This window comes from Methanoplanus sp. FWC-SCC4, from assembly GCF_032878975.1.
Classification (GTDB): domain Archaea; phylum Halobacteriota; class Methanomicrobia; order Methanomicrobiales; family Methanomicrobiaceae; genus Methanochimaera; species Methanochimaera problematica.
This window is the reverse complement of record NZ_CP043875.1, coordinates 1883343-1903210: the sequence shown is the minus strand read 5'-3', so window position 1 is coordinate 1903210 and position 19868 is coordinate 1883343. Positions and strand designations below refer to the sequence as shown.

Below are 19868 nucleotides of genomic sequence, written 5' to 3'. Positions count from 1 at the left end.
TTTATTCACCCCTGAACATAAATTCGGCCCCGTCAAGTTGTCTGATCACACCGAAGTGATTCTGCCAGCCAATCTCCTTTTTGCCTGCACAGACAGTGCAGACTCCGAGAGGAGCGGCTCCTTTCAGGACAATCTTTTCAGGATCGGTTACTTCGGCCTGGTTTTCAACCGCCCTGAAGAGATATCTAAGGCCTGTTCCCTGAACGGCGTTTGTCTCAACTATGTCAAGGCCGGGGCTTACTTCCTTAATTCTCTCCCGGAATACCTCTTTTTCAGCCTGTGACACCAGATCAATCCTTGTAACAACGGCGGTGTCGGCAAGTGCAAGCATTGCTGACATCTTCAGCGGTGTGTTAATCCCTGAGACCGCACTTAATACGACAATTCCAAGCGACTGGGTGGTATAAGGCGAGCACCTGAGGCAGAGTCCCGCACTCTCGACGATTAAAAGATCGGCGTTCTCCTCTTCAGCCCATTTTATTGTGTCCTTCATCACAAGGATTCCCACATGATCAGGGCAGACATCGCCTGAGTAAACCTTTTTTGTGGGGATTTGAAACTCTTCCCTGAGCTCCTCATCCTCAAAGGCTCTCACAACGTCTATTTTTAGGTATGCACACTTTTTTGTCTCCTTAAAGTGTGAAATAATCTGTCTCACAACGGCGGTTTTTCCGGCAGACGGAGGGCCTGCTATGACTATCAGCTTCATGTAAGTGATATGCTCCTGATAATTTCCCCGGCACGTATTCTCTCACGCATTGAGCACAATGCAGCGTCCATTTGTATTATATCAGAGAGTGCCTCTTTTTCTTCTTCCCCCGGCTCAAGAATTTTTTCAACTGCACCGTTTTTCATTACAATCCTTCGCCCTGACATGAGGGAAACGAGTGGGTCGTGTGTTACAAAAATAAGCGCCTTGTTGTGCTTTTTGAGGCATTCTATCACCTTTTCCTTGAAGATTCCTGCGTTTTCAACCTCATCAAGCAGAATTATCGGTGCGTTTGATATCATTATTGCATCGGCAACCATCAGTGATCTTGTCTGGCCGCCTGAAAGTGAGGTCATCCTCACATGAGGTTTTATTTTTTCGCCTGTGAACTCGTTTGCAAGCGTTATTGTCTCCTGAATTATTTTTTCGTCAGTTATTTTCCTTGAGCGGACGTGCATTTCAAGGAAATTTTCAACGCTTAAGTCAGCGAGGCATTTTGTATTCTGTGTAATAAGAGCGACGGGCTTTTTTGAAGGGTCACGGATGAAATCTTCGGGAGGATAGTCGCCGTTTACAAGCACTGTCCTCTTTGTGTTTGTATCTTTTTTTGCAAAAATCTCTATATCGTTTATCAGTGCACTTTTGCCCGAGCCGGTTGGCCCTACAACCGAGATTGTATCTCCCGGTTTTATTGTTATTTTATTAAAATTTTCTGTATCCCCGTTTCTGTTATTTCCCGGCAGAATTGTTATTTCTTCTATTTTATGCAGGTGCATGCATTATTTTTAATGCATCATATTGTTTAAACTGTTCCATTATGATCAAATAATTGATACTTTAATAACAAAATTACATTTTGAGATTGGCGTTATGTATAAAAAAGTACGAGATATTGTATGATTGAATTGTCCTGTGCATAAATTTCAGGGGTTTTCTGGGGGCATTTATCGGGTCTGTTTTACCCGGCTGTTTTTGGTTTTTTAACTCATCGAATAATGGTTTTGGTGCAGGTGTTTAACCATCAGGTTAGTCTTTTGAATGGGTTATGTTTTAATCATTTATACCATTTTGAAATGAATCTTATATTCAATGAGGCAGGAGTTACCGGAATCCTTCATCTCCGGTACGAGTAAAAAAGGCGAAAAAATGATACAGGATATAATTGAAGACCCTTGCATCACCCGGACAGAGATTAACATGGGTTCAAAAATTTGTTTGTTTTCAAAAAACATAAACATGGGATTAACAGGGCTTAAAGAGGAATGTGTTCCTCTCTCCTTAATTCAGTCTGATTTAGGGGCAGTTTTGGATACAGATATGGATATCCTCTATCCTGAGATAAGGATAACACCGGCAGATGAACTCCCCGAAATGAGTCGTCTGTTAAAGGAGGCCGAATCTGACGGCATGAATACAGATTTACTAAAAAAATATCTGGATGAGGCTTTAAGAGGTGCATCATCCGGGGATATGGATGGGTACAATAAATCGTCTGAGTCGTTTTACAGGGTATATGACGGGCTTTACACCGGATACGGAGGTCATCTGTTTCCGACAGGGGATTATCTGAGTTTTTCACCGGATAATTTTGCGGAATATTCTGATGAGGATTGTCTGGTATTATCATGCCATATCTGATCCGGAAAGTATTGAGATCTAAATTCTCATATTGTCACTTGAGGGAAAATAATATATGGTCTGTTTGTACAATTGTAGACTGAGTAATCATGTTTTCGCAGAGAATATTTCAGATTGGTTTTAAGGCTGCTCTGGAAGAAGAGCTCGAAAGAAAGGGAGTCAGCATAAAAGAGCTTGCAGAGAGGGCTAAAATACCCCCGGCAACAGTCTACAAAATCACGTCGGGTGAAAGAGATCCAAGGTTTTCAACTGTTCAGGCGATAGTAAGGGCACTTGAACCTCATGATAATAAATTTGTAGCAGTCATCGCCGCGAAATTCCTGCTTGACGAGGTTGAATCCAGAAGGGTGACAATCGGGGAGGAGAAATATAAAATAAGGGGATATCCTGCATATACGATGGAGGAATGCATTGTATCAGCCGTCAGGGCTGAAAAGGAGGGTGCTTCGGGGATAGTTTGCGCACCGATTCTTGCATCAATAATTGAAAAGGTTGTGGAGGTGCCGGTTGCGATTATGAAACCGGAGACTGCGACTATAATTGAGGCCCTTGATTCTCTTGAAAACCGGCTGGAATGACCGGTTATCAGGGAAATCCCTGGCAATCTGGGTCAATGCCTCCCGCTGGTTTTTGAAAATTTAAAATATTTTTTCGTTTTTTTCAGGTTTTTAAAAGAACCGCCTTTGGAGTGTAGTTTTTGAGCAGAAGTGAGAGTGAAACGACCGTAACCGAGCTTAAAACCATTGCTGCCCCCGCATATTCGGGCCGGAAGACAATTCCGTAAAGCGGGTAGAGAAGGCCTGCCGCCACAGGTATTAATGCTGTATTGTATGCAAAAGCCCAGAAGAGGTTCATTTTTATTCTTGACATCACCTTGTTTGAGAGTTCTATTGAGGCGGCAACGTCAAGCAGATTGTTTCTCATCAGGACTATGTCTGCACTCTCAAGTGCAACTTCTGTGCCGCTCCCGACTGCAATACCGACATCTGCCTCTGCAAGTGCGGGTGCATCGTTAATTCCGTCTCCTACAAAGGCGATCATCCCGGAGGATTCTTCACGAATACGGCCTACTTCTGTGGCCTTGTCTTTTGGAAGAACATTTGCGTAGACCTGTTTTATTCCTGCCTCGTCTGCTATTGAGAGGGCTGTTATTGCATTGTCCCCCGTAATCATTGCAACAGAGAGTCCCAGTCTTTTTATCTCCTCAATTGCGGCCGGAGTGCTCTCTTTTAACATGTCGGCAATTGAGATGACACCAATGACGGATTTTTCTTTTGCGATTATTATTGCAGTTCTTCCCCTCTTTTCATTTGCCAAGAGCTCTTCTTCTGTTTCAGCTGTTATGGTGATTCCGTTGTTTGCGATGAAATCCCTGTTTCCTGCATATATCTGCATGCCGTTTGAAACAGCCAAAACGCCGCCCCCTGCGTATGATTTGAAATCTTCCATTGGTTTGGGCTGAATATTTTGTTCTTTTGCCCTGTTCACAATTGCCATTCCAATCGGGTGTTCTGACTGCATCTCAACGCCTGCTGCCAGTGAAATGAGTTCTTTTTCGTCTGTTTCAAACCCCGTGACTGATGTTACGTCCGGTTTTCCGATGGTAAGCGTTCCTGTTTTATCAAAGACAACGGTTCTGAGTTTTTCGGAGATCTCAAGTGCTTCACCGTTTTTAATGAGGATTCCAAGCTCTGCACCACGTCCTATGCCGACTGTAACGGCGGTAGGGGTTGCGAGGCCGAGGGCACAGGGGCATGCAATGACAATTACGGAGATGAATACTGTCATTGCAAAAACCGGAGTGCTGTCGAAGACAAAATACCACAAAATTGCGGATACGGTTGCAATAGTAAGTATTGCAGGGATAAAGTAGGCAACTGCCATGTCTGCGATACGCTGGACAGGCGGCTTTGACCTCTGTGTCTCTTCCACAAACAAAATGATCTGTGAGAGAACTGTGTCCTTTCCGACCTTTGTCGACCTGAATACCACAGCACCGCTTGTATTCAGGGTTCCGCCGATAACACTGTCGTCCTTCTCCTTTCTAACCGGAATCGGTTCGCCTGTTATCATCGATTCATCGATGAAGGCCTCGCCTGAGATGACGGTGCCGTCGACAGGGATTTTTCCTCCCGGTTTTACAAGGATTTCGTCTCCCGGTACAACTTCTTCTGCGGATATTTCAAGAAAATCATCCGCCCGTTTTACAAACGCTGTTTTTGGTTTCAGGCTGATGAGTTTTTTTACAGCCTCGTTGGTTCTGCCTTTTGCGTTTGCCTCAAGGTACCTTCCAAGTGTCAGGAATGATGCAAGCATCAGTGCGGTTTCATAAAACAGAAATTCCCGTGTCAGAAAGATCTCAAAAGTTCCAAAGACTGATGAGAGGTATGCAACCCCGATTCCGAGTGCATACATAACATCCATATTGAGTGCCCTGTTTTTAAGCGAACTGTAAGCCGCTTTGAATATCGGGTATCCTAGATAAAAAAAAGGAGGCGTTGTGATGACAAACATCAGGTAGGCATTTGGGAAAGGGAGTTTTATGCCGGAGAACATGATTAGAAGGAGGACAGCTGAGACACTGAAACCGACAGCCATCATCTTCACCCTGTTCTTCTGTTCGGCTTCAAAGTATTCTGCTTCAATGTCACGGCCGGCTTCCTCGTCCGTTCCTATATAATCATATCCTGCCTCTTCTATTGCGGATTTAAAATCGGATAAGTCTGCTTCACCTGTTATGTAGGTGATTATTGCGGAGTTGTCTGTTAAGTTTACTTCAGCGGACTCGACTCCGTTTATTTTTTCAAGTGCGGCCTTAACCGTCCCAACACATGATGCACAGTGCATTCCGCCGACTTTGATTTTTTTCTGTGCCTTCAGGACTCCGTAGCCTGTTTCTTTGACAAGCTTTTCTATCTCCCTGAAATTTATTTTTTCAGGGTCAAATGAGATCCTTGCATTTTCGGATGAGATATCAACCGATGCCTCATCGATCCCTTCTGCTTTTTTCAGGGCATTTTCAAGATTTATGGCACATGATGCACAGTGCATTCCGGTGATTTTGATTTCGGTTTTTTTCCCCTTCTCCTTTTTCTCATCTTCCGTAATCGCCATGGTTCCCCCTTTTCAGATTTCCCTGATAATTCCCTATTGTGTCACTACGGATATATAAAGGGGTATCTAACCGGACTTCCTGTACGGCCTGAGAAAAAACACGGCAAATTATTAATTATAATGTCTGTCAACTGAAACATGTGTGTCAGTCTCATCAGAAATTCTCAGGGAGGAAAAAATATACGGCGGAGGAGATGAGTTTTATCTTGTTCTCTGTCGTGAGTCGGGCAGAGCGCCTTATCCCGGGATGTATCGGTACATACTGACACTTGTAATGAATGGCGAATTTCTGTTTGATTTCAGAACCAACACCTATGAATATTCCCCGACAGTTCCGCTTGAGGCTGAAAAGACTGCATTTTTAAAATTTGATGAATGGGCAGAGAATCTCAGGGAGTTTCCTTCGGACTTTGTTGAGCACCTTTTAATTAAGAAGGAGAGGATCAAGAAGATGTACGCCGGTCACAAGAGGGATTCTCCTGATGTTGTAATTATTCAGGGAAGTCCGAGGCCTGACGGGAACTGTTCCATATTTGCAGGGTGGGCTTCTAAAACAGCAAAGTCGCTTGGGAAAATTCCGGCTGTCATTTATCTGGATGACTTAAACATCCACTCCTGCATCGGATGCTACCAGTGCTATAATTATGGTTTCTGCGTTTTCCGCGATGAAATGCAGGACATAATCAGTTATGTCCACGGTGCCTCACTGGTTGTCATATGTTCGCCGGTTTACACGAACACGGTTCCCGGGGGACTTAAAATCTGCATGGATCGTTTTCAGGCATATCATGCAAAGAGGACTCTTTTGCATTCAAAAAATAACCCAAAAGGCATTCTTCTTGCTGTTGCGGGAAGAGAGGGTGACTTCAATTTCAAATGCCTCATTTCAGTCACTGATTCCTTTATGGCAAATGTGGGGATAAAAAAATCAGGTCAGATACTTGTCGACAACATTGATGAGATCAGGGATCTAAGAAATGTAACGGGATTAAAGGCAGAGGTTGAAGAGGCACTAAGATCGGCTCTTGATATTTCCAGATTATGAAGATAACTGAGTATTTGTCTTAATCCTGCACCTGAGGAACCGTTTGTTCTCTTCTTCTATTTTAAAGAGCCCTGATGCGATTATTTTATTCCTGGCAGATTCCCTTGGCTGATGGCCGTCGTCTATGAACAAAACTCCGTCAGGTTTTAGTATTCTTTTTATTTCAGAAAGAAATTTCTCCGGTTCTTCTATCATGTGGAACATGTCCAGTGCCATTACAAGGTCTGCGGTCTCATTTTCGAGTCCTGAATTATAACCTTTTGCAAGTGCTGTTTTTATGTTTGAGAGATTGTTTTTTTCTGCCATTTTTGTGACCATTTCAATAGCAAGGGGATGTATATCGACTGCATATACAAGACCGGTTTCACCTGCATATTCTGATGCCCATATTGTGTTGCTTCCGGGACCGCAGCCGTAATCAACGACTGTCATGCCTTCTTTAATTCCTGCCAATTTTACAAGTTCAGATGGCGGGTTGAATAAATCGTTTATTTTTATGGTAAAAGCCATTATTCTGAATACTGTGTCCGGCATTTTTTCATTTCCGGTATCTTCTTTCTTCTTCATGATATCAGTAAATATTATTTTTGCTTTATTTATAATTAAATATTTTAGAATAACAAAAAAACAAAATTTGCCGAAAAATTTTTAGGAATTTCTAATTTGGCTGAACATTTTTCGGGTTCTGTTTATTGCAGCCTAAATGCCTAATTTATATCAGAGAATAATGAGGTGATAAATTAAAATGAACGATGAAGAAAAAATTGAGAAAAATACAGATTCGAGACAGGATTTACGTTTGAAAGTCTCTGTTCCCTGCTCTGTTGAACCGGTCTTTTGGACCGATGCTTATGATGCCAACAAAAGAGATTGTCAAAATATCTTTTTGGAGGTGATTTAGACGGGCACAAGAGCATCTCTGAGGGGTATTTCTGATACCAAAAATATGCCTCCTGCACTTTTAAGCCTGCTTCATCTCGCCGGAAGCGATATGGACGACTGCAAAAAAAAGAGAAAAGGTTCTGTGACACAAAGATCCCGTTGAGGTGTTTAGGAAACGATTTATCCCACTAAATTGCCGCCTTTTGACTTTACGCGGACAAATCAGGAGTATATTTATGCTCCAATATATGAATCCCTGGTAAAACCGTTTTTTTGGTTTCACTGGTTTATTATTTAGAGAAATAATGCCAGATGTAAAACGCAAACCGGTAAATATATCGATATATTGGAATTAATCCTTAATTTCCGTTAATATCTTTTTTAAATTTATATTTCAGATTTTCTTGAAAATTTACATACAAAGAATTGATAATGATGCATATCCTGTTCTGGTTATTTTTCAGATAACCTAATATTGTTAGGGTGACAAATAAAAGATTCAAATTTCAGGAAGATATTCCTGAATTTTTTAAATTGATGATAACCCCGGTTTTTCCGGTGATATTCTATGAGTGGTTTAAACAGCAGTCTTAGCAGAAAAGCCGAGGATTATCTCGAGGCAATCCTCAATGTCAGTCTTATAAAAGGATACGCAAAAACAAGGGATATTGCAAAGGAACTTAATGTAAGCCCTCCTTCCGTTGTTGAGATGTTTATTAAGCTTGACAAACTCGGGATGATTGAATACAGGAAATATGAGGGCGTTCTTCTAAAGCCGAAGGGAAGGGAGATTGCCAGCGTCATCAAATACAGGCATGACACCCTGATGTCTTTTTTAAAGCTGATTGATGTTCCCGCTGATATCGCAAACGATGATGCATGTATCATGGAGCACGAGCTTCACCCGAAAACAATTGAGCAGATACATTATTTTGTTGAATTCCTAAAGGAAAGGGGTTCAGAGCTTCACACTCTTGAGGATTTCTCAGAGTACTGCCTGGTTAAGCGTTCAGTAAAAGACCGGTCTGAGTAGTCTGACTGTCAGGAAGTATAAATATTAAACATTTTTTTTAATTTGTGTCCGTGAAAACCTGTCTGAAAGCTGAATGATTATTGGCTGATTCTGATCATGAAACTTCCTGTTTTGCCAGATAAAAACATAACTAAGAAAATAATCATTCTTTGTGAATGTTTCATCCCTTGCAAAAATGGAATAAATTATTAAAAAATTTGTTTTAATCCTCCTTTTTGTTAATTCTCATAAATCCTGTAATAAATAACATTCCCAATATTAGAGCTCCGGGTATCATAAGTGTCGGGTATTCCGGAGTGGGTATTGGTGAACTACAGCAAAGCCAGTCAAAAATATTTTCAGACAGAGCCAGGTTGTCAGCCTCTGCAATATAGTCATTATCACAGAAGTTACAGTCTCCTGTTACAATGACCTTTCCCGGACTGCTAACTGCCGTCATCACAATTTCTCCATCATCTGTCCATGCAATGGCAGGACCGCTGAGTGCACCGGCGCCTGCAAGTTCACCTGCCGCCCTGTAATAAAACATACTCACTCCGTTGAATACCGGATGTGTTGTCATGTCTGTAATATATAGATCAATAGGGGAGAGGTAAGATATTCCAAGAGTCGTTCCGAATTCCTGTGATACCGGGTTTAAATTATCATTTGGACAACCAGTATTCTCGCCCATTATCAGGAGGCCTCCTCCGTTGGCCACAAATGTTTTAATCGTACTGATTTCATCAGGTGTATAGGGACTAAAATAGGATGAACCAATGCTAAGTACAAGAACTTCATAATCACTGAGATCCACATTGTTGAGTCCTATATCTGTTGTATCAACAGTGTAACCCTTTCCTTCAAGCATACCGGTAAGAACTGAATAATCACCGGCAGGCTCATAATTTAAATATACACCATGTGTCAGATCCCACATTATGTCACAGTCTCCGCCGGTATCGGCAGATGCGTATGAAACACCTGATAAAAGTATCAGAAGGCATCCCATAATTACGCATTGCCTGCGAATCCTTTGTTTTTGTATCATTTTTAAAACTCCTGCCCGGCATTCCTGTGCTGATTTATTCCAACTATCAGAATGCCAAAGCGAAAGCCTAATGATCTTAGCTAAAAAAAATTATATGCTTGGCAATATTTTATAAAATAAATTTGTCAATTCGGTCCGCAGGTCTGCTTTATTTTTAAGCTCTCCTGCTTTGCCTGCAGGTGAACCCAAAAAGCCTTTCTATGTTATTTAATCTGATAATGTGATTTTATTTTTTATGGAATAATCTGATGGAAATATTTTTTGAAATCACAGTGTGCTAAATTATACTAAGCAGACTAAAAAATTAGTTTCTCTGCAAAATCAGTTTAGTTGTGAAAAAAAGGAGTCTCTATTGGATTCTTTTAAAAAGTAAAATATTAATATTCCGTCTAATCCTCTTTTGCATAACCTTCCGTATAATACATCAAAAGTGCCGCAAAGGTGAACGGCAGGAGTATTACAGCAGGTGCGTATGGTGGTGCAAATCCCCCGGTAAAGCCTGCAAACGAATTTAAAAACCCGGGTGCATCCGCCGGTGCCGGGATACTCTCACATATCATCGCAAAGATATCGCACCCTGCGATAATCCATACCATAACCGATCCCAAAAGCACCTTTGAAAACTGGTGCATATCTTTGATATCCCTGCATCCGGAGAGTATCAGGATGCCCCCGAAGAGCACCACAAGACCTCCCCATGCCCACCGGAAAAAGTCGTCCCCTGAGATTTGCATTATTCCTGATTCAATTCCGCCTGATATCCCCAACTGGACAAGGATATCGGCAAGTCCGAGTAATGTGGCCAGGATGCCGATTACCCCGAAATATACTGTATATAACTTATATTTTGTATCACTCATTTTATGCCAGCCCCAGAAGTATTCCTATTGCATGGATGATTCCGCCGTAGACAAATGCTACCGCGAAAAGCACCCCGACCGCTGCCAAAAGCTCTTTCCATCCTTCCTTAAGCATCACAACAAATGTTGCAACACACGGGAAGTAGATGGAGATTAAGACAACCGAAGATATCATCTGATACTGTGTCATCGCAATGTTTGAGAGCTGTGCAACCGCAAGATCCTTCCTTAGAAACGCTGCAACAAGTGCTCCGGCCGTCTCTTTTGGAACTCCAAACCACGTGACAAACACAGGTGCCAGGAGTTCAGAGAGCCACTGGATGACGCCTCCGAGGTACAGCAGGTTTACGAGAAGGATTCCAAAGAGAACAAACGGAACAGCGTTGAATAAAAATCCCTTTGTCCTTACAATGAGTTTTTTACTGAGATTTGACCACTGCGGCATGTGGTATGGCGGAACGTCAATTAAAATCTCGGGATTTTCACCCGGAACGATTTTGCTCAGTATGTATCCGAATACAAAGTACCCGGTGATTAAAAAGAGCATCACGTATCCGACGCTCTCAGGAAGAACCTCCATCATAATTCCAAGCTGGGCACCGCAGGGTATGAATATCGCAATAAGCGTCATCATCATAAAACGCTGCTTTTTTGTCTCGAGAATGCGTGTTGCGGTAACGGCAGGCACATTGCATCCGAGACCGAGAATGGTCGGAACAATTGCATATCCGTGAAGGCCGATTTTGTGCAGAACGGTATCAACCAAAACTGCAAGTCGTGGCAGGTATCCCGAATCCTCAAGCAGCGACATCATGAGGTAGAAGATGAACACGGCCGGCAGAACAACCCCGATTGCGACAAACAAACCCGATGTCAGCACACCAAAGGCCTCAAAGGAATTGGTCGCAAGCGGATCGCCCACAAACAGGAAATAGTGAATGCTTGCAGGATCAGGCCATGCCGACTGTATCCACGGCAGGAAGTAGTTGTCAAAAAATTTCACAAAAAAGCCGTCCGTGAACAGCGAGCCTGCAAATGATCCAAAAACGCTCCAGAATGCATACAGAACAGCGAATGCAACAGGAATTCCTGTAAGCGGTTTTATTGTCAGCTCTCCTAAAACATCGCCTATTTTCTGCCTGTATTCACCAACACTTATGACCTGTCCGGCAATTGAATCGACAAGCAGCCAGCGTTCACTCTCACTCATTGTCATCTAAATGCCTCCGCATCCGCCACAGCCGCCGCATCCGGCACACCCCGGTTTTTTCACGGGTTTTATTTCCTTTCCTTCTGCACGTGCTTTAATCTCCTCCGGATTTGCAATCTGTGCTTTTCGGATCACATCCCCCAGATTTTTGACACCCTCTCCGCTGATTGCACTTGTGGCAACGACCGGCACTCCGAGAATTTTCTGGAGTTTTCCGGCATCAGCCAGGATCTGTTTTTCCTTTGCAATGTCTGTCATATTCAGGACAACGACCGCCGGATATCCCATTTCCAGTGTTTCAAGTGCAATGTAAAGACCACGTTCAATTCTTGTCGCATCAAGGACGATTATAACGACAGCACGGGGATGTTCCCTGAGCATCTTTACAGCAACCTCTTCTGCCCTGTCCCTTGCCTTCAGCGAGTATGCACCCGGAACGTCAATTACTGTCATCGTTTTTTTATCGATCGTCACTTTTCCCATTGTGTAGTCAACAGTCGTTCCCGGATAGTTTGATACGACTGCATCTGCTCCTGTAAGTCTGTTAAAAAGAACGCTTTTTCCGACATTCGGATTGCCTATGAGCAGGATAGTGCCTGTATTATCACTCATTTATTCCTCTTTTTTTGAAATTATGGTATATGTGGCCTGTTTTTAATTTACTTCCACCATTACGTCCGAGGCTGTATGAAACCCGAGTGCGACTTCCATCTCCCCGACAACGACAACAACCGGGCCTTTTACCGGCTGTTTTGTGATCATCCTGACCTTCTTTCCGACCCGTATGCCGATTGCGTTAATCTCACGTGAAGGCCTTTTGATCTCTGTTACTGAACCGTTTGTCCCGTATTCCATCTCTGAGAGTTTTTTAATCATCAGAACACCTTTCAACAATTATTTTCCCTGCCATACCACGACCCAGAGCAAGAACAGAGCCGTTGATGTCAACAATCACAGGGCCGCAGCGTGAGTTTATCACCTTCAGACGTGCACCTTTGATAATGCCTCTGAGGGAAAGCCGCTGTTTTAGCTCTTCCCCCCCGTCTATTTTCTCTATATATCCCTGTTCGTTCTTTTTCAGGGAGGTCAGCATCATTTTATTATTCCTCCCTTTGATTTCTGATATTAGGGAGGGATTAACCGCGTCCTAAAATTGTTATGAAAATTAAGAATTACCAAAATAGTTTAGGAATAATTTCCCTGACCTAAAAAATAATGCATAAAGATCAGCGGGTTGAAAAAGAATTTAGTAATTTTCAGCGAATTTTGCTCCTGAAAGGCGGGCTTTTTCCATGGTTTCCATATCCTTAAGGACAGCTCCTCTCTCAAAGAAACCGAATAAAGTTAATTTATCAGCTATCTCGTAACCGAGTGCCTCAAGAGGCCTTGCCAGAGCTTCAGTTGCAAATCCGTCTTCCTTTGGATCAGTCTGTTCACATACCGAAAAAACAAGGGCCTGACGTTTTTTGTTTGTAAGACGTGAACTGTATTTCCTCGGGCGGTCATCAGAAAATTCATAATATGGATACAGGCGGTCGATGAAGGATTTCATCCGGCTTGTTATATTGTAATTGTAGACAGGCGATCCAAGAATTAATAGTTCAGCTTCTTCAATTTTTGGATAAATAAGGTTCATTCCGTCTTTGAAGTGAGAACATGTGAGATCCTTTCTGCATTTTTCACATCCTATACAGGAGTTAATGGTATAATCCCTGAGGAATATGGCTTCTGTTTCAAAACCTGAATCATTTGCTCCGAGAAGAATCTGATTTAGTATTATATCTGTATTCCCTCTTTTTCTTGGACTTCCTGAAATACCGAGTATTTTCATAGCTTTGATTTTGATTATGTATGTATATAATTGCATATTATACATGTGGCAGTATTTTATAATTGGTGTTAAAATTCCGGATAATAATTTAGATCCGTATCGACTGCTTTGTTTTTCCTTGGAAAAATTACCTGCCTTAATTGCAGGAGATTTAATCAGATAAATCATTTTTTGAGAAAACCATACTGAGCCGCAATAAATACTGTCTGAATCTCTATGAATAACGATAAATAGGATTCAGGTAAAAGACTGCGAAAGAAACAAATTTCCAATAGAGGAAATCCGTCAGGTAAAACCGTTATGTCGCCGGCTGTTTTGAGAGAACTAAGAAAATTTGTAGCGCCAGAATTTATTACAGGGGATAATTCCCGTGTTTTTGCAGGCAGATATGCAGGCAATTTCAGGTCAAAAAATATAATTCTTGCAACCGACAAAAAAGTTCTAAAACAGCCATGGATGAAGGAGATAACCGCAGGTCTGGATGAAAATTCAATAGAATACACAATTTTTTCAGATATATCCGAAAATACCCGTGAATCTGATGTTATGACAGGTGCAGATGTCTATGAATCCGGGGAATGCACAGGAATTGTAGCTGTTGGAGGCGGAAGTGTTCTCGATTGTGCCAAGGGCATAGGTATTGTCGTGGCAAACAAAGGGCACATCAGCGACTATGTCGGTGTTGATCTTGTGACTAATCCCTGTCCCCCGATGATATGCGTGCCGACAACAGCCGGAAGCTCTGCTGATGTCTCGCAGTATGCGGTCATAAGAAGTGCTGAGAAAAGAAAAAAAAGCATCATTGTCTCAAAGTCCATTGTTCCTGATGTAACCTTAATAGATCCCGTGACTCTTGCAACACTCCCTGATTCCGTCACAATCAACTCGGGCATTGATGCGCTTACACATGCAATTGAGGCTTATGTTTCAAATGGTTCATCCCACCTGAGCAGCCTGCTTTCTCTTGAGGCGATCCGTCTTCTCGGGCAATCCTTTCCCTATCCTGAAGAGAAGAGATCTGATCTTGATTTCAGGTTTGACACAATGCTTGCAAGTCTTTATGCCGGCATTGCCTTTTCAAATGCAGGTCTTGGTCTTATACATTCAATGTCCCATGCGATAGGCGGGATATTTGATCTCCCGCACGGTCTGAGCAGTTCAATTGTGATGGATCCTGTAATCAGTTACAACTACAATTATGTGCCGGAAGGTTACCGGAAAATTGCGGAAGCGCTGGGTATAGATGTAAAAAATAAGGGTGCTGATGATCTTCTGGATGAAATATTTGGAAAAATCTCCATGATGAGAGGAAATGGCCAGGAGGATCTCTCGCTTTCATCTTACGGTGCATCAGAAGACGACATAGAAGAACTTGTAAAAAGAACATATGATGATCCCTGTATAGCCACAAACCCTGTAATACCCTCAGCAGAAGTTCTCAGGATTATCTTTCAAAATTTACTTTAAATCTGATATTTGTATTGTTTTGTCAGGCAGTGCCTGATTTTTTCCGGGAGTTATCCTAATAGAATTCCAAAGGTCCCCGCATTTTTTGGTATACCTCTCTGCTAAAGTATTATTGCTGAAAAAAGAGAGATGGATAGAATACAAAAGACGCCTTTTAGAGATCAACCACTGGGAAATATGCTGCAAAATGCCGACGACTACGAGGAAAGGCTCAAAGAAATAAGAAACCGCATCATCGGTTTTGGTGAGGCCTCCACCCGCAAGAATTACTATCCAGAACTTCAGTATAAAAAGGGGGAACTTGAAAGATTCAGGGTTGCCCTTGACAGCACCAGCGATATCGTTTTTATCCTCAATTCCTCCACCGGAAATATCATTGATGCCAATCTGCGTGCGTGTGAAATTCTGGGCTATGAAAAAGATGAACTTTTGACAAAAAGTATTGACGATCTGACAGATGAAAACTTTTTTGAAAACAGGGTTGACATGGAAAAGCTCCGCTCCGGAACCCACAGAATCTTTAGTTCGACGATATGGACAAGCAGGGACCGGGGCATTCACATGGAGTTCAACTTCAGCATGGCCCTTTTGGGAGATGAAAATTTCATCACTGCCGTATGTCGTGACATCAGTGAAAGGGAGATGATGGAAAAGACGATTCGTGATTCGGAACTTCAGTACAGAACAACCATCAATTCCTTAAATGAAGTGGTGGTCGTAATCGACCCTTTATTAAATGTGGTAATATATAATCACGCATTTGAAAAACTCTGCCGGAAAACTGGGATTGAAAATTACTTCTCCGGAATGCCGATAAAAGAGATTTTTCAGCATTTTCATCCTGAAAACAGAAATTATACTTTTAATGAGGGGATGTTCTCACGCTTTTTTGAGACAAACATGAAGTTTCGGTATGGTGCGAATGTTACAATTTTCAGTGTCCGTAATGTTCCAATTGTCGAGAAGGGAAAACTAAAACAGTCTGTTTTGTATTTACGAGACATTACAAAGTACTACCTTTTGGATGAAATGAAAAAAGAGGCGTTTATGCAGATTGACAAAAACATGGAGCAGTTTGCAGTCCTAAACGATCATATAAGAAATCCGCTTCAGGTAATCCTTGGCATTGTTGACCTTGAATCCCCTGAAATAACACAGAAAATAATCCCTCATGTAAAGGAGATTGACAAACTCATAAACCGTCTTGACAACGGCTGGATTGAATCCGAAAAGGTCAGGAAGATGATTGCAAAACATTACGGAGTGTCACTGATTGAAAAATCCGACATTGAGGATGCAATAAATTATCTAAAGAGAAACGGAGAGGACAACTGTTCGGGCAACCCTGTCTGAATTACAAAAATCCCCTAAAATATCCATAATCCTGTTTTTTAAATTAAATTTTATTTTATATTTTGGTCTATTTCTTTGGCTTGTAATCCTCGATTATTTTTCCGTCATGGAGGCGAATAATTCTGTCAAAGTAAGGGATATGCCAGTCCTCATGGGATACCATGACAATGGTCTGCTTTAACTCCCTGTTTATCTCCCTGAAAAGATCAAGCACGTTTTTTGAGTTCACGCTGTCAAGGTTTGCACAGGGTTCGTCTGCAAAGAGTATCTCCGGGTTGTTTACAAGTGCCCTTGCAATAGCAACCCTCTGCTGTTCCCCTCCCGACATCTCACCGGGGAGGTGTTCTATCCTGCCTGAAAGACCAACCTTTTCAAGTATCTCAACGCTTTTTATTTTAGCCTCCTCATCATCAAGCCCCCTTGCCATTGCAAGAAGAAGAACATTTTCAGCAGCGGAAAGCTCGGGGACAAGTGCATAGTCCTGAAAGACATATCCAAACCTTTTAAGCCGGAATCTGGATTTTTCTTCGTCAGAGAGCTCTAATACATCTGTGGTGCCGATGAACACATCCCCTTTTGTAGGTTCGTCCAAAAGCCCGACCATATGAAGAAGGGTTGACTTTCCGCTCCCGCTTGAACCTGTTATGCCGACGAACTCGCCTTTTTCTATCTCAAGGCTAACCCCGTTTAATGCATGCACGGTTGCAGCCCCAATGCCGTATATTTTAAACACGTCTTTTAGCGTAATTATAAAAATCACCTTCTCATGGCGTCGAGTATATTCTCTTTTGTTATCCTCCAGGCAGGGACGTAACCGGCAATGGCGGACGCAATCAGAAGACTGATTGCATTCTCAATCAAAAGGGATGTTTCAACGTGCGGCACAACATCGCCGTCCGGGAATTTCATTGGATATAAGGTAAAATAAAAGGTCAGCAGCCTTACTAAGATCAACCCGAGAATTATCCCGAGTATGCAGATAATCAGCACCTGAAAGACATATGAGTTGATTATAATCTGTTTGTTAATCCCGATCGCCTTTAATATTCCAATCTGCCGCCGGTTGTTGATTGCCTTAATCATTATGACGATGAACAGCACGACAACAGCTATTATCAGGCTCACAAGCATTGTGATGTCATTTATTATATTGAAGGTTTCAACAGATTCCTCTACGATTTTGGAGAGGGCCTCTTCCCATGTCTTTACTTCTTCAGAGACTCCGTAGGATATAAGATTTAATTTCACCTTGTCGACATCTTCGGGATTTTCCGTCTTTACCAGTATTGAGGTTGCACTTTCTATTTCAGTGCCTAAAACATTCTCCATCTCATCCCATGTGATAAAGCCCGTATAATCAGTCTGGTATGATTTGGTTTCAAATATCCCTTTAATCCTGTATTCACGTCTTTCGCCGTTTTCAAAGGATACTGTGACCGAGTCCCCTACATCGGGTGCACCAAGAGACTTCAGGAAATCCTTGCTTTCATCCTCGTTTCCGATTGCATAACTGCCTAAAATGATTTCACCGGTATCGGCACTGCTCAGGAAATTTCCGTCCCTCATTTTTGTATGTATTAATGTGACCTCTGTTTCATCGGAAGGCTGAAAGGCGGTTATTGGAATACTCACCGATTTTGATTCAAAGTTTATGGTGGAACCTAACTGGTAGCGTGCTGATGCTCTTAAAACCCCGGGTATACGGTTTATTTTATCCAGAAGGGCCGATGCGTCCTCTATATATCTTTCCTCACTTTTTGGTGAAATGATTATGTCGGATGTCTGGTAGTTGATCGTCTGTTCGTTAAAAAGCATGACCGAGCCGGTGATTATTGAGGGGAGGAGGATCATATTCGTAAATACCATCGCGATAATGAGGATGTTTAGTACAAAACTTCCCCTGCTTCCCCTCTTTAGCGATCGTGTCGCAAGAAACGCCGAGACTTTCAGGTCATTTAGCATACCGGATATCATTCTTCCTTTTTCTGCCGCAGGTACCTGTATCCAAGATATCCGCCTGCACAGATGACTATCAGAACTATGAGTATTCCTGCCGTATTGTCATTTTCAGAGACGTTTAAGTGGAGAGTGTAGTCCTTTTCATATTCTCCTGTGTCGTCTGTGTAGGTTACTTTAAGTTTGTATTCAAAATCGCCGGCTTTGTTGGCATTCAGGATGAATACGGCGGGTGCATCGTTTCCGGCTTTGATCTTTCCGACAAATGCCTCTCTTGTTCCTAAAAGAGGGAGATCAATCATTGCCGCTGTTGATTTTGCCTCGCCTGTTCCTGTGTTCTCAATCCTTATTGTGAGATCGAAGTCATCGCCTTTGCTGATTCTTGAAGGATCAGTTTTTACAGATGCTATCCCGGGTTCGGCCTTTCCCTTAATGTCAATGTTTATCCCCGAAAGCTCCGTTTTTTCCTCTCCCCCCGATGTTATGTAGGTAACTTTAAGAGGTATTGTGTGAATTTTTGGCTCTGCTTCCCTGTCAGAGATGAGGTCTACAAAAAGTGTCCGTGACTCGCCCGGATATAGTGAGTTTATGTAATAGGTTCCCTGATTTTTTGCCGCAACTGAGGATTCTTCAGGAGAGAGTTTTATTGTGATATCCTCTGCTGTGCTTTTGCCCTGGTTTGAAACATTGAGAACGATATTAATTTCATCACCCGGATTTACAACTTTGCCGGGGGTCTGGTCAAAAATTATCGCAGGTTTTTTTGCGGTGGCTATCTGTGTGTTGACGTTAACAGGGATTGGGTAACTTACACTCTCCGCCCCCTTTACGCCGACTCTTAAGGTCGGGAAGAATATTCCCTCCTTTTCTCCTGCCTCTATTAGAAATGTGAGCTTTATTGTCTGGCCAGGTCCTATGTCGCCTGAAAACTGTGAGTTTCCCTCAAGGACTTTTATCTCCTTTCTGCCATCCAGAAAAACGCTCTGGATTGTCGGGTTGATGTCAGTTACAAGCGATGTCTGCGGCTCTGTCTTTGTAAGTGTGGCACTTGTGGCAGTGTTTTTGAGAGTGACATAGATAAGCGCCTTGTCACCGGGCATTAAAACATCCGGCGTTATGGAAGTGTCGGTGACTATCACTGTTGCCTCCCCTGCATATACAGGGTTTGCAAGGACTGCGGCAAAAAAGAGTCCTATGATGGTTGTAATATATAATGTCCTCATATTGTCTCCCCTTAATTTATCTCTGCCAGTTTTGTATTCTGCATAGCATATCTTTCTTTTGGCAGTCGGGGGGACAAAGTGTCAGCTGTTTTGGGAGATGAAAATATCAGATGGCCGTGAGTATCGGCTGGTAATAAAAACAGGGAGGGTTTTTATAGAGTTTAGAGAGTTTTTGAAAAAATCAGGGTTATAAAATATTTTAAAGAAGCCGGACTGCTTCTTTTCCTGTCATTCCTATCTTAATTCCAAGCTTTTCGCCGGAAGGATTTACTGCGGCAATCTCTCCTTCCATCAGATCATTTATGTCTGCCACCGAATTTCCTTTTGGTTTTACCTTTGCGGCAGGGTAACCGAATTTTTCAAGTGCCATGACATCAATTGCACCGCATCCGACAATGCCGGAATCGGTTTTTACAAAAACGAGATTTACGTCTCCGAGAGGAATTACAAATCCTTCTGCCTCTTTTTCTTCAAGAGGGACTATTAAATGCTCCATTAAAAGAATATCCATTTATTG

At 42.3% G+C, this 19868-nt stretch carries 22 protein-coding genes; 7 read left to right on the top strand and 15 right to left on the bottom strand.

The features are described from left to right. Position 1: 1 nt before the first annotated feature. A complete protein-coding gene (locus F1737_RS09675; RefSeq protein WP_317136379.1) occupies positions 2-709 on the bottom strand; it encodes a GTP-binding protein in 708 nt (235 codons plus the stop codon). Next, positions 706-1485, bottom strand: coding sequence for an ATP-binding cassette domain-containing protein (locus F1737_RS09670; RefSeq protein WP_317136378.1), 780 nt, complete (start codon positions 1483-1485; stop codon positions 706-708). Before F1737_RS09670 ends, F1737_RS09675 begins: the two co-directional genes overlap by 4 nt. A gap of 313 nt (positions 1486-1798) precedes the next feature. Between F1737_RS09670 and F1737_RS09665 the strand changes: the two genes are divergently transcribed. Then, complete coding sequence (locus F1737_RS09665; protein ID WP_317136377.1) at positions 1799-2347, top strand: hypothetical protein; 549 nt, start codon at positions 1799-1801, stop codon at positions 2345-2347. Between the two features lie 89 nt (positions 2348-2436). Next, positions 2437-2925, top strand: a complete 489-nt coding sequence (locus F1737_RS09660) for a helix-turn-helix domain-containing protein (protein ID WP_317136376.1) — start codon at positions 2437-2439, stop codon at positions 2923-2925. 82 nt (positions 2926-3007) lie between these two features. Here the strand turns inward: F1737_RS09660 and F1737_RS09655 are convergent, their stop codons facing one another. After that, complete coding sequence (locus tag F1737_RS09655; protein WP_317136375.1) at positions 3008-5461, bottom strand: heavy metal translocating P-type ATPase; 2454 nt, start codon at positions 5459-5461, stop codon at positions 3008-3010. A 142-nt stretch (positions 5462-5603) separates the two neighbouring features. Here F1737_RS09655 and F1737_RS09650 point away from each other — a divergent pair, with 142 nt between their 5' ends. Next, positions 5604-6506, top strand: a complete 903-nt coding sequence (locus F1737_RS09650) for a flavodoxin family protein (protein ID WP_317136374.1) — start codon at positions 5604-5606, stop codon at positions 6504-6506. On the opposite strand, the gene F1737_RS09645 is transcribed toward F1737_RS09650, so the two are convergent. Then, entirely contained in the window at positions 6501-7073 is a 573-nt protein-coding gene (locus tag F1737_RS09645) for a class I SAM-dependent methyltransferase (RefSeq protein ID WP_317136373.1), read from the bottom strand. The genes F1737_RS09650 and F1737_RS09645 overlap by 6 nt on opposite strands. A gap of 178 nt (positions 7074-7251) precedes the next feature. Between F1737_RS09645 and F1737_RS09640 the strand changes: the two genes are divergently transcribed. Beyond that, on the top strand, positions 7252-7407 hold the full coding sequence (locus F1737_RS09640; protein WP_317136372.1) for a hypothetical protein: 156 nt from the start codon (positions 7252-7254) through the stop codon (positions 7405-7407). Positions 7408-7956: 549 nt separating this feature from the next. Then, the gene (locus F1737_RS09635; RefSeq protein ID WP_317136371.1) at positions 7957-8421 is read left to right on the top strand and encodes a metal-dependent transcriptional regulator; all 465 of its coding nucleotides are present in this window, start codon (positions 7957-7959) and stop codon (positions 8419-8421) included. A gap of 202 nt (positions 8422-8623) precedes the next feature. Here F1737_RS09635 and F1737_RS09630 read toward each other — a convergent pair whose 3' ends face one another. The 7 genes from F1737_RS09630 to F1737_RS09600 form a co-directional block, all read right to left on the bottom strand. Continuing rightward, a complete protein-coding gene (locus F1737_RS09630) occupies positions 8624-9451 on the bottom strand; it encodes a DUF4350 domain-containing protein (RefSeq protein WP_317136370.1) in 828 nt (275 codons plus the stop codon). A gap of 389 nt (positions 9452-9840) precedes the next feature. Further along, positions 9841-10311 carry a hypothetical protein gene (locus F1737_RS09625; protein ID WP_317136369.1) on the bottom strand — a complete coding sequence of 157 codons (471 nt, stop codon included), beginning with the start codon at positions 10309-10311 and terminating at the stop codon, positions 9841-9843. Between the two features lies 1 nt (position 10312). Continuing rightward, entirely contained in the window at positions 10313-11527 is a 1215-nt protein-coding gene (locus F1737_RS09620) for a nucleoside recognition domain-containing protein (RefSeq protein WP_317136368.1), read from the bottom strand. Then, complete coding sequence (locus F1737_RS09615) at positions 11528-12133, bottom strand: FeoB small GTPase domain-containing protein (RefSeq protein WP_317136367.1); 606 nt, start codon at positions 12131-12133, stop codon at positions 11528-11530. A 42-nt stretch (positions 12134-12175) separates the two neighbouring features. Then, entirely contained in the window at positions 12176-12397 is a 222-nt protein-coding gene (locus tag F1737_RS09610) for a FeoA domain-containing protein (RefSeq protein WP_317136366.1), read from the bottom strand. Then, positions 12390-12617, bottom strand: coding sequence for a FeoA family protein (locus F1737_RS09605; RefSeq protein WP_317136365.1), 228 nt, complete (start codon positions 12615-12617; stop codon positions 12390-12392). The genes F1737_RS09610 and F1737_RS09605 overlap by 8 nt, the downstream gene beginning before the upstream one ends. Before the next feature lie 150 nt (positions 12618-12767). Beyond that, positions 12768-13388: a flavodoxin family protein gene (locus tag F1737_RS09600; RefSeq protein ID WP_317136364.1), complete on the bottom strand. Its 621-nt coding sequence runs from the start codon at positions 13386-13388 to the stop codon at positions 12768-12770. 264 nt (positions 13389-13652) lie between these two features. Here F1737_RS09600 and F1737_RS09595 point away from each other — a divergent pair, with 264 nt between their 5' ends. Next, on the top strand, positions 13653-14819 hold the full coding sequence (locus tag F1737_RS09595; RefSeq protein WP_317136363.1) for an iron-containing alcohol dehydrogenase: 1167 nt from the start codon (positions 13653-13655) through the stop codon (positions 14817-14819). A gap of 177 nt (positions 14820-14996) precedes the next feature. Beyond that, a complete protein-coding gene (locus F1737_RS09590) occupies positions 14997-16172 on the top strand; it encodes a PAS domain-containing protein (RefSeq protein ID WP_317136362.1) in 1176 nt (391 codons plus the stop codon). Between the two features lie 67 nt (positions 16173-16239). Here F1737_RS09590 and F1737_RS09585 read toward each other — a convergent pair whose 3' ends face one another. The 4 genes from F1737_RS09585 to F1737_RS09570 form a co-directional block, all read right to left on the bottom strand. Further along, positions 16240-16923: an ABC transporter ATP-binding protein gene (locus F1737_RS09585; protein WP_317137891.1), complete on the bottom strand. Its 684-nt coding sequence runs from the start codon at positions 16921-16923 to the stop codon at positions 16240-16242. A gap of 5 nt (positions 16924-16928) precedes the next feature. Then, the gene (locus tag F1737_RS09580) at positions 16929-18134 is read right to left on the bottom strand and encodes an ABC transporter permease (RefSeq protein ID WP_317136361.1); all 1206 of its coding nucleotides are present in this window, start codon (positions 18132-18134) and stop codon (positions 16929-16931) included. Between the two features lie 8 nt (positions 18135-18142). Continuing rightward, a complete protein-coding gene (locus F1737_RS09575; protein WP_317136360.1) occupies positions 18143-19351 on the bottom strand; it encodes a COG1361 S-layer family protein in 1209 nt (402 codons plus the stop codon). 199 nt (positions 19352-19550) lie between these two features. Then, complete coding sequence (locus F1737_RS09570; RefSeq protein WP_317136359.1) at positions 19551-19862, bottom strand: YunC family protein; 312 nt, start codon at positions 19860-19862, stop codon at positions 19551-19553. Between the last annotated feature and the right edge of the window lie 6 nt (positions 19863-19868).

What these genes read in the sequence shown, in the direction of transcription:
- F1737_RS09675 (WP_317136379.1), bottom strand. Translation starts at nt 709, where the DNA reads ATGAAGCTGATAGTCATAGCAGGCCCTCCGTCTGCCGGAAAAACCGCC.
- F1737_RS09670 (WP_317136378.1), bottom strand. Translation starts at nt 1,485, where the DNA reads ATGCACCTGCATAAAATAGAAGAAATAACAATTCTGCCGGGAAATAAC.
- F1737_RS09665 (WP_317136377.1), top strand. Translation starts at nt 1,799, where the DNA reads ATGAGGCAGGAGTTACCGGAATCCTTCATCTCCGGTACGAGTAAAAAA.
- F1737_RS09660 (WP_317136376.1), top strand. Translation starts at nt 2,437, where the DNA reads ATGTTTTCGCAGAGAATATTTCAGATTGGTTTTAAGGCTGCTCTGGAA.
- F1737_RS09655 (WP_317136375.1), bottom strand. Translation starts at nt 5,461, where the DNA reads ATGGCGATTACGGAAGATGAGAAAAAGGAGAAGGGGAAAAAAACCGAA.
- F1737_RS09645 (WP_317136373.1), bottom strand. Translation starts at nt 7,073, where the DNA reads ATGAAGAAGAAAGAAGATACCGGAAATGAAAAAATGCCGGACACAGTA.
- F1737_RS09640 (WP_317136372.1), top strand. Translation starts at nt 7,252, where the DNA reads ATGAACGATGAAGAAAAAATTGAGAAAAATACAGATTCGAGACAGGAT.
- F1737_RS09635 (WP_317136371.1), top strand. Translation starts at nt 7,957, where the DNA reads ATGAGTGGTTTAAACAGCAGTCTTAGCAGAAAAGCCGAGGATTATCTC.
- F1737_RS09630 (WP_317136370.1), bottom strand. Translation starts at nt 9,451, where the DNA reads ATGATACAAAAACAAAGGATTCGCAGGCAATGCGTAATTATGGGATGC.
- F1737_RS09625 (WP_317136369.1), bottom strand. Translation starts at nt 10,311, where the DNA reads ATGAGTGATACAAAATATAAGTTATATACAGTATATTTCGGGGTAATC.
- F1737_RS09620 (WP_317136368.1), bottom strand. Translation starts at nt 11,527, where the DNA reads ATGACAATGAGTGAGAGTGAACGCTGGCTGCTTGTCGATTCAATTGCC.
- F1737_RS09615 (WP_317136367.1), bottom strand. Translation starts at nt 12,133, where the DNA reads ATGAGTGATAATACAGGCACTATCCTGCTCATAGGCAATCCGAATGTC.
- F1737_RS09610 (WP_317136366.1), bottom strand. Translation starts at nt 12,397, where the DNA reads ATGATTAAAAAACTCTCAGAGATGGAATACGGGACAAACGGTTCAGTA.
- F1737_RS09605 (WP_317136365.1), bottom strand. Translation starts at nt 12,617, where the DNA reads ATGATGCTGACCTCCCTGAAAAAGAACGAACAGGGATATATAGAGAAA.
- F1737_RS09600 (WP_317136364.1), bottom strand. Translation starts at nt 13,388, where the DNA reads ATGCAATTATATACATACATAATCAAAATCAAAGCTATGAAAATACTC.
- F1737_RS09595 (WP_317136363.1), top strand. Translation starts at nt 13,653, where the DNA reads ATGTCGCCGGCTGTTTTGAGAGAACTAAGAAAATTTGTAGCGCCAGAA.
- F1737_RS09590 (WP_317136362.1), top strand. Translation starts at nt 14,997, where the DNA reads ATGCTGCAAAATGCCGACGACTACGAGGAAAGGCTCAAAGAAATAAGA.
- F1737_RS09580 (WP_317136361.1), bottom strand. Translation starts at nt 18,134, where the DNA reads ATGCTAAATGACCTGAAAGTCTCGGCGTTTCTTGCGACACGATCGCTA.
- F1737_RS09575 (WP_317136360.1), bottom strand. Translation starts at nt 19,351, where the DNA reads ATGAGGACATTATATATTACAACCATCATAGGACTCTTTTTTGCCGCA.
- F1737_RS09570 (WP_317136359.1), bottom strand. Translation starts at nt 19,862, where the DNA reads ATGGATATTCTTTTAATGGAGCATTTAATAGTCCCTCTTGAAGAAAAA.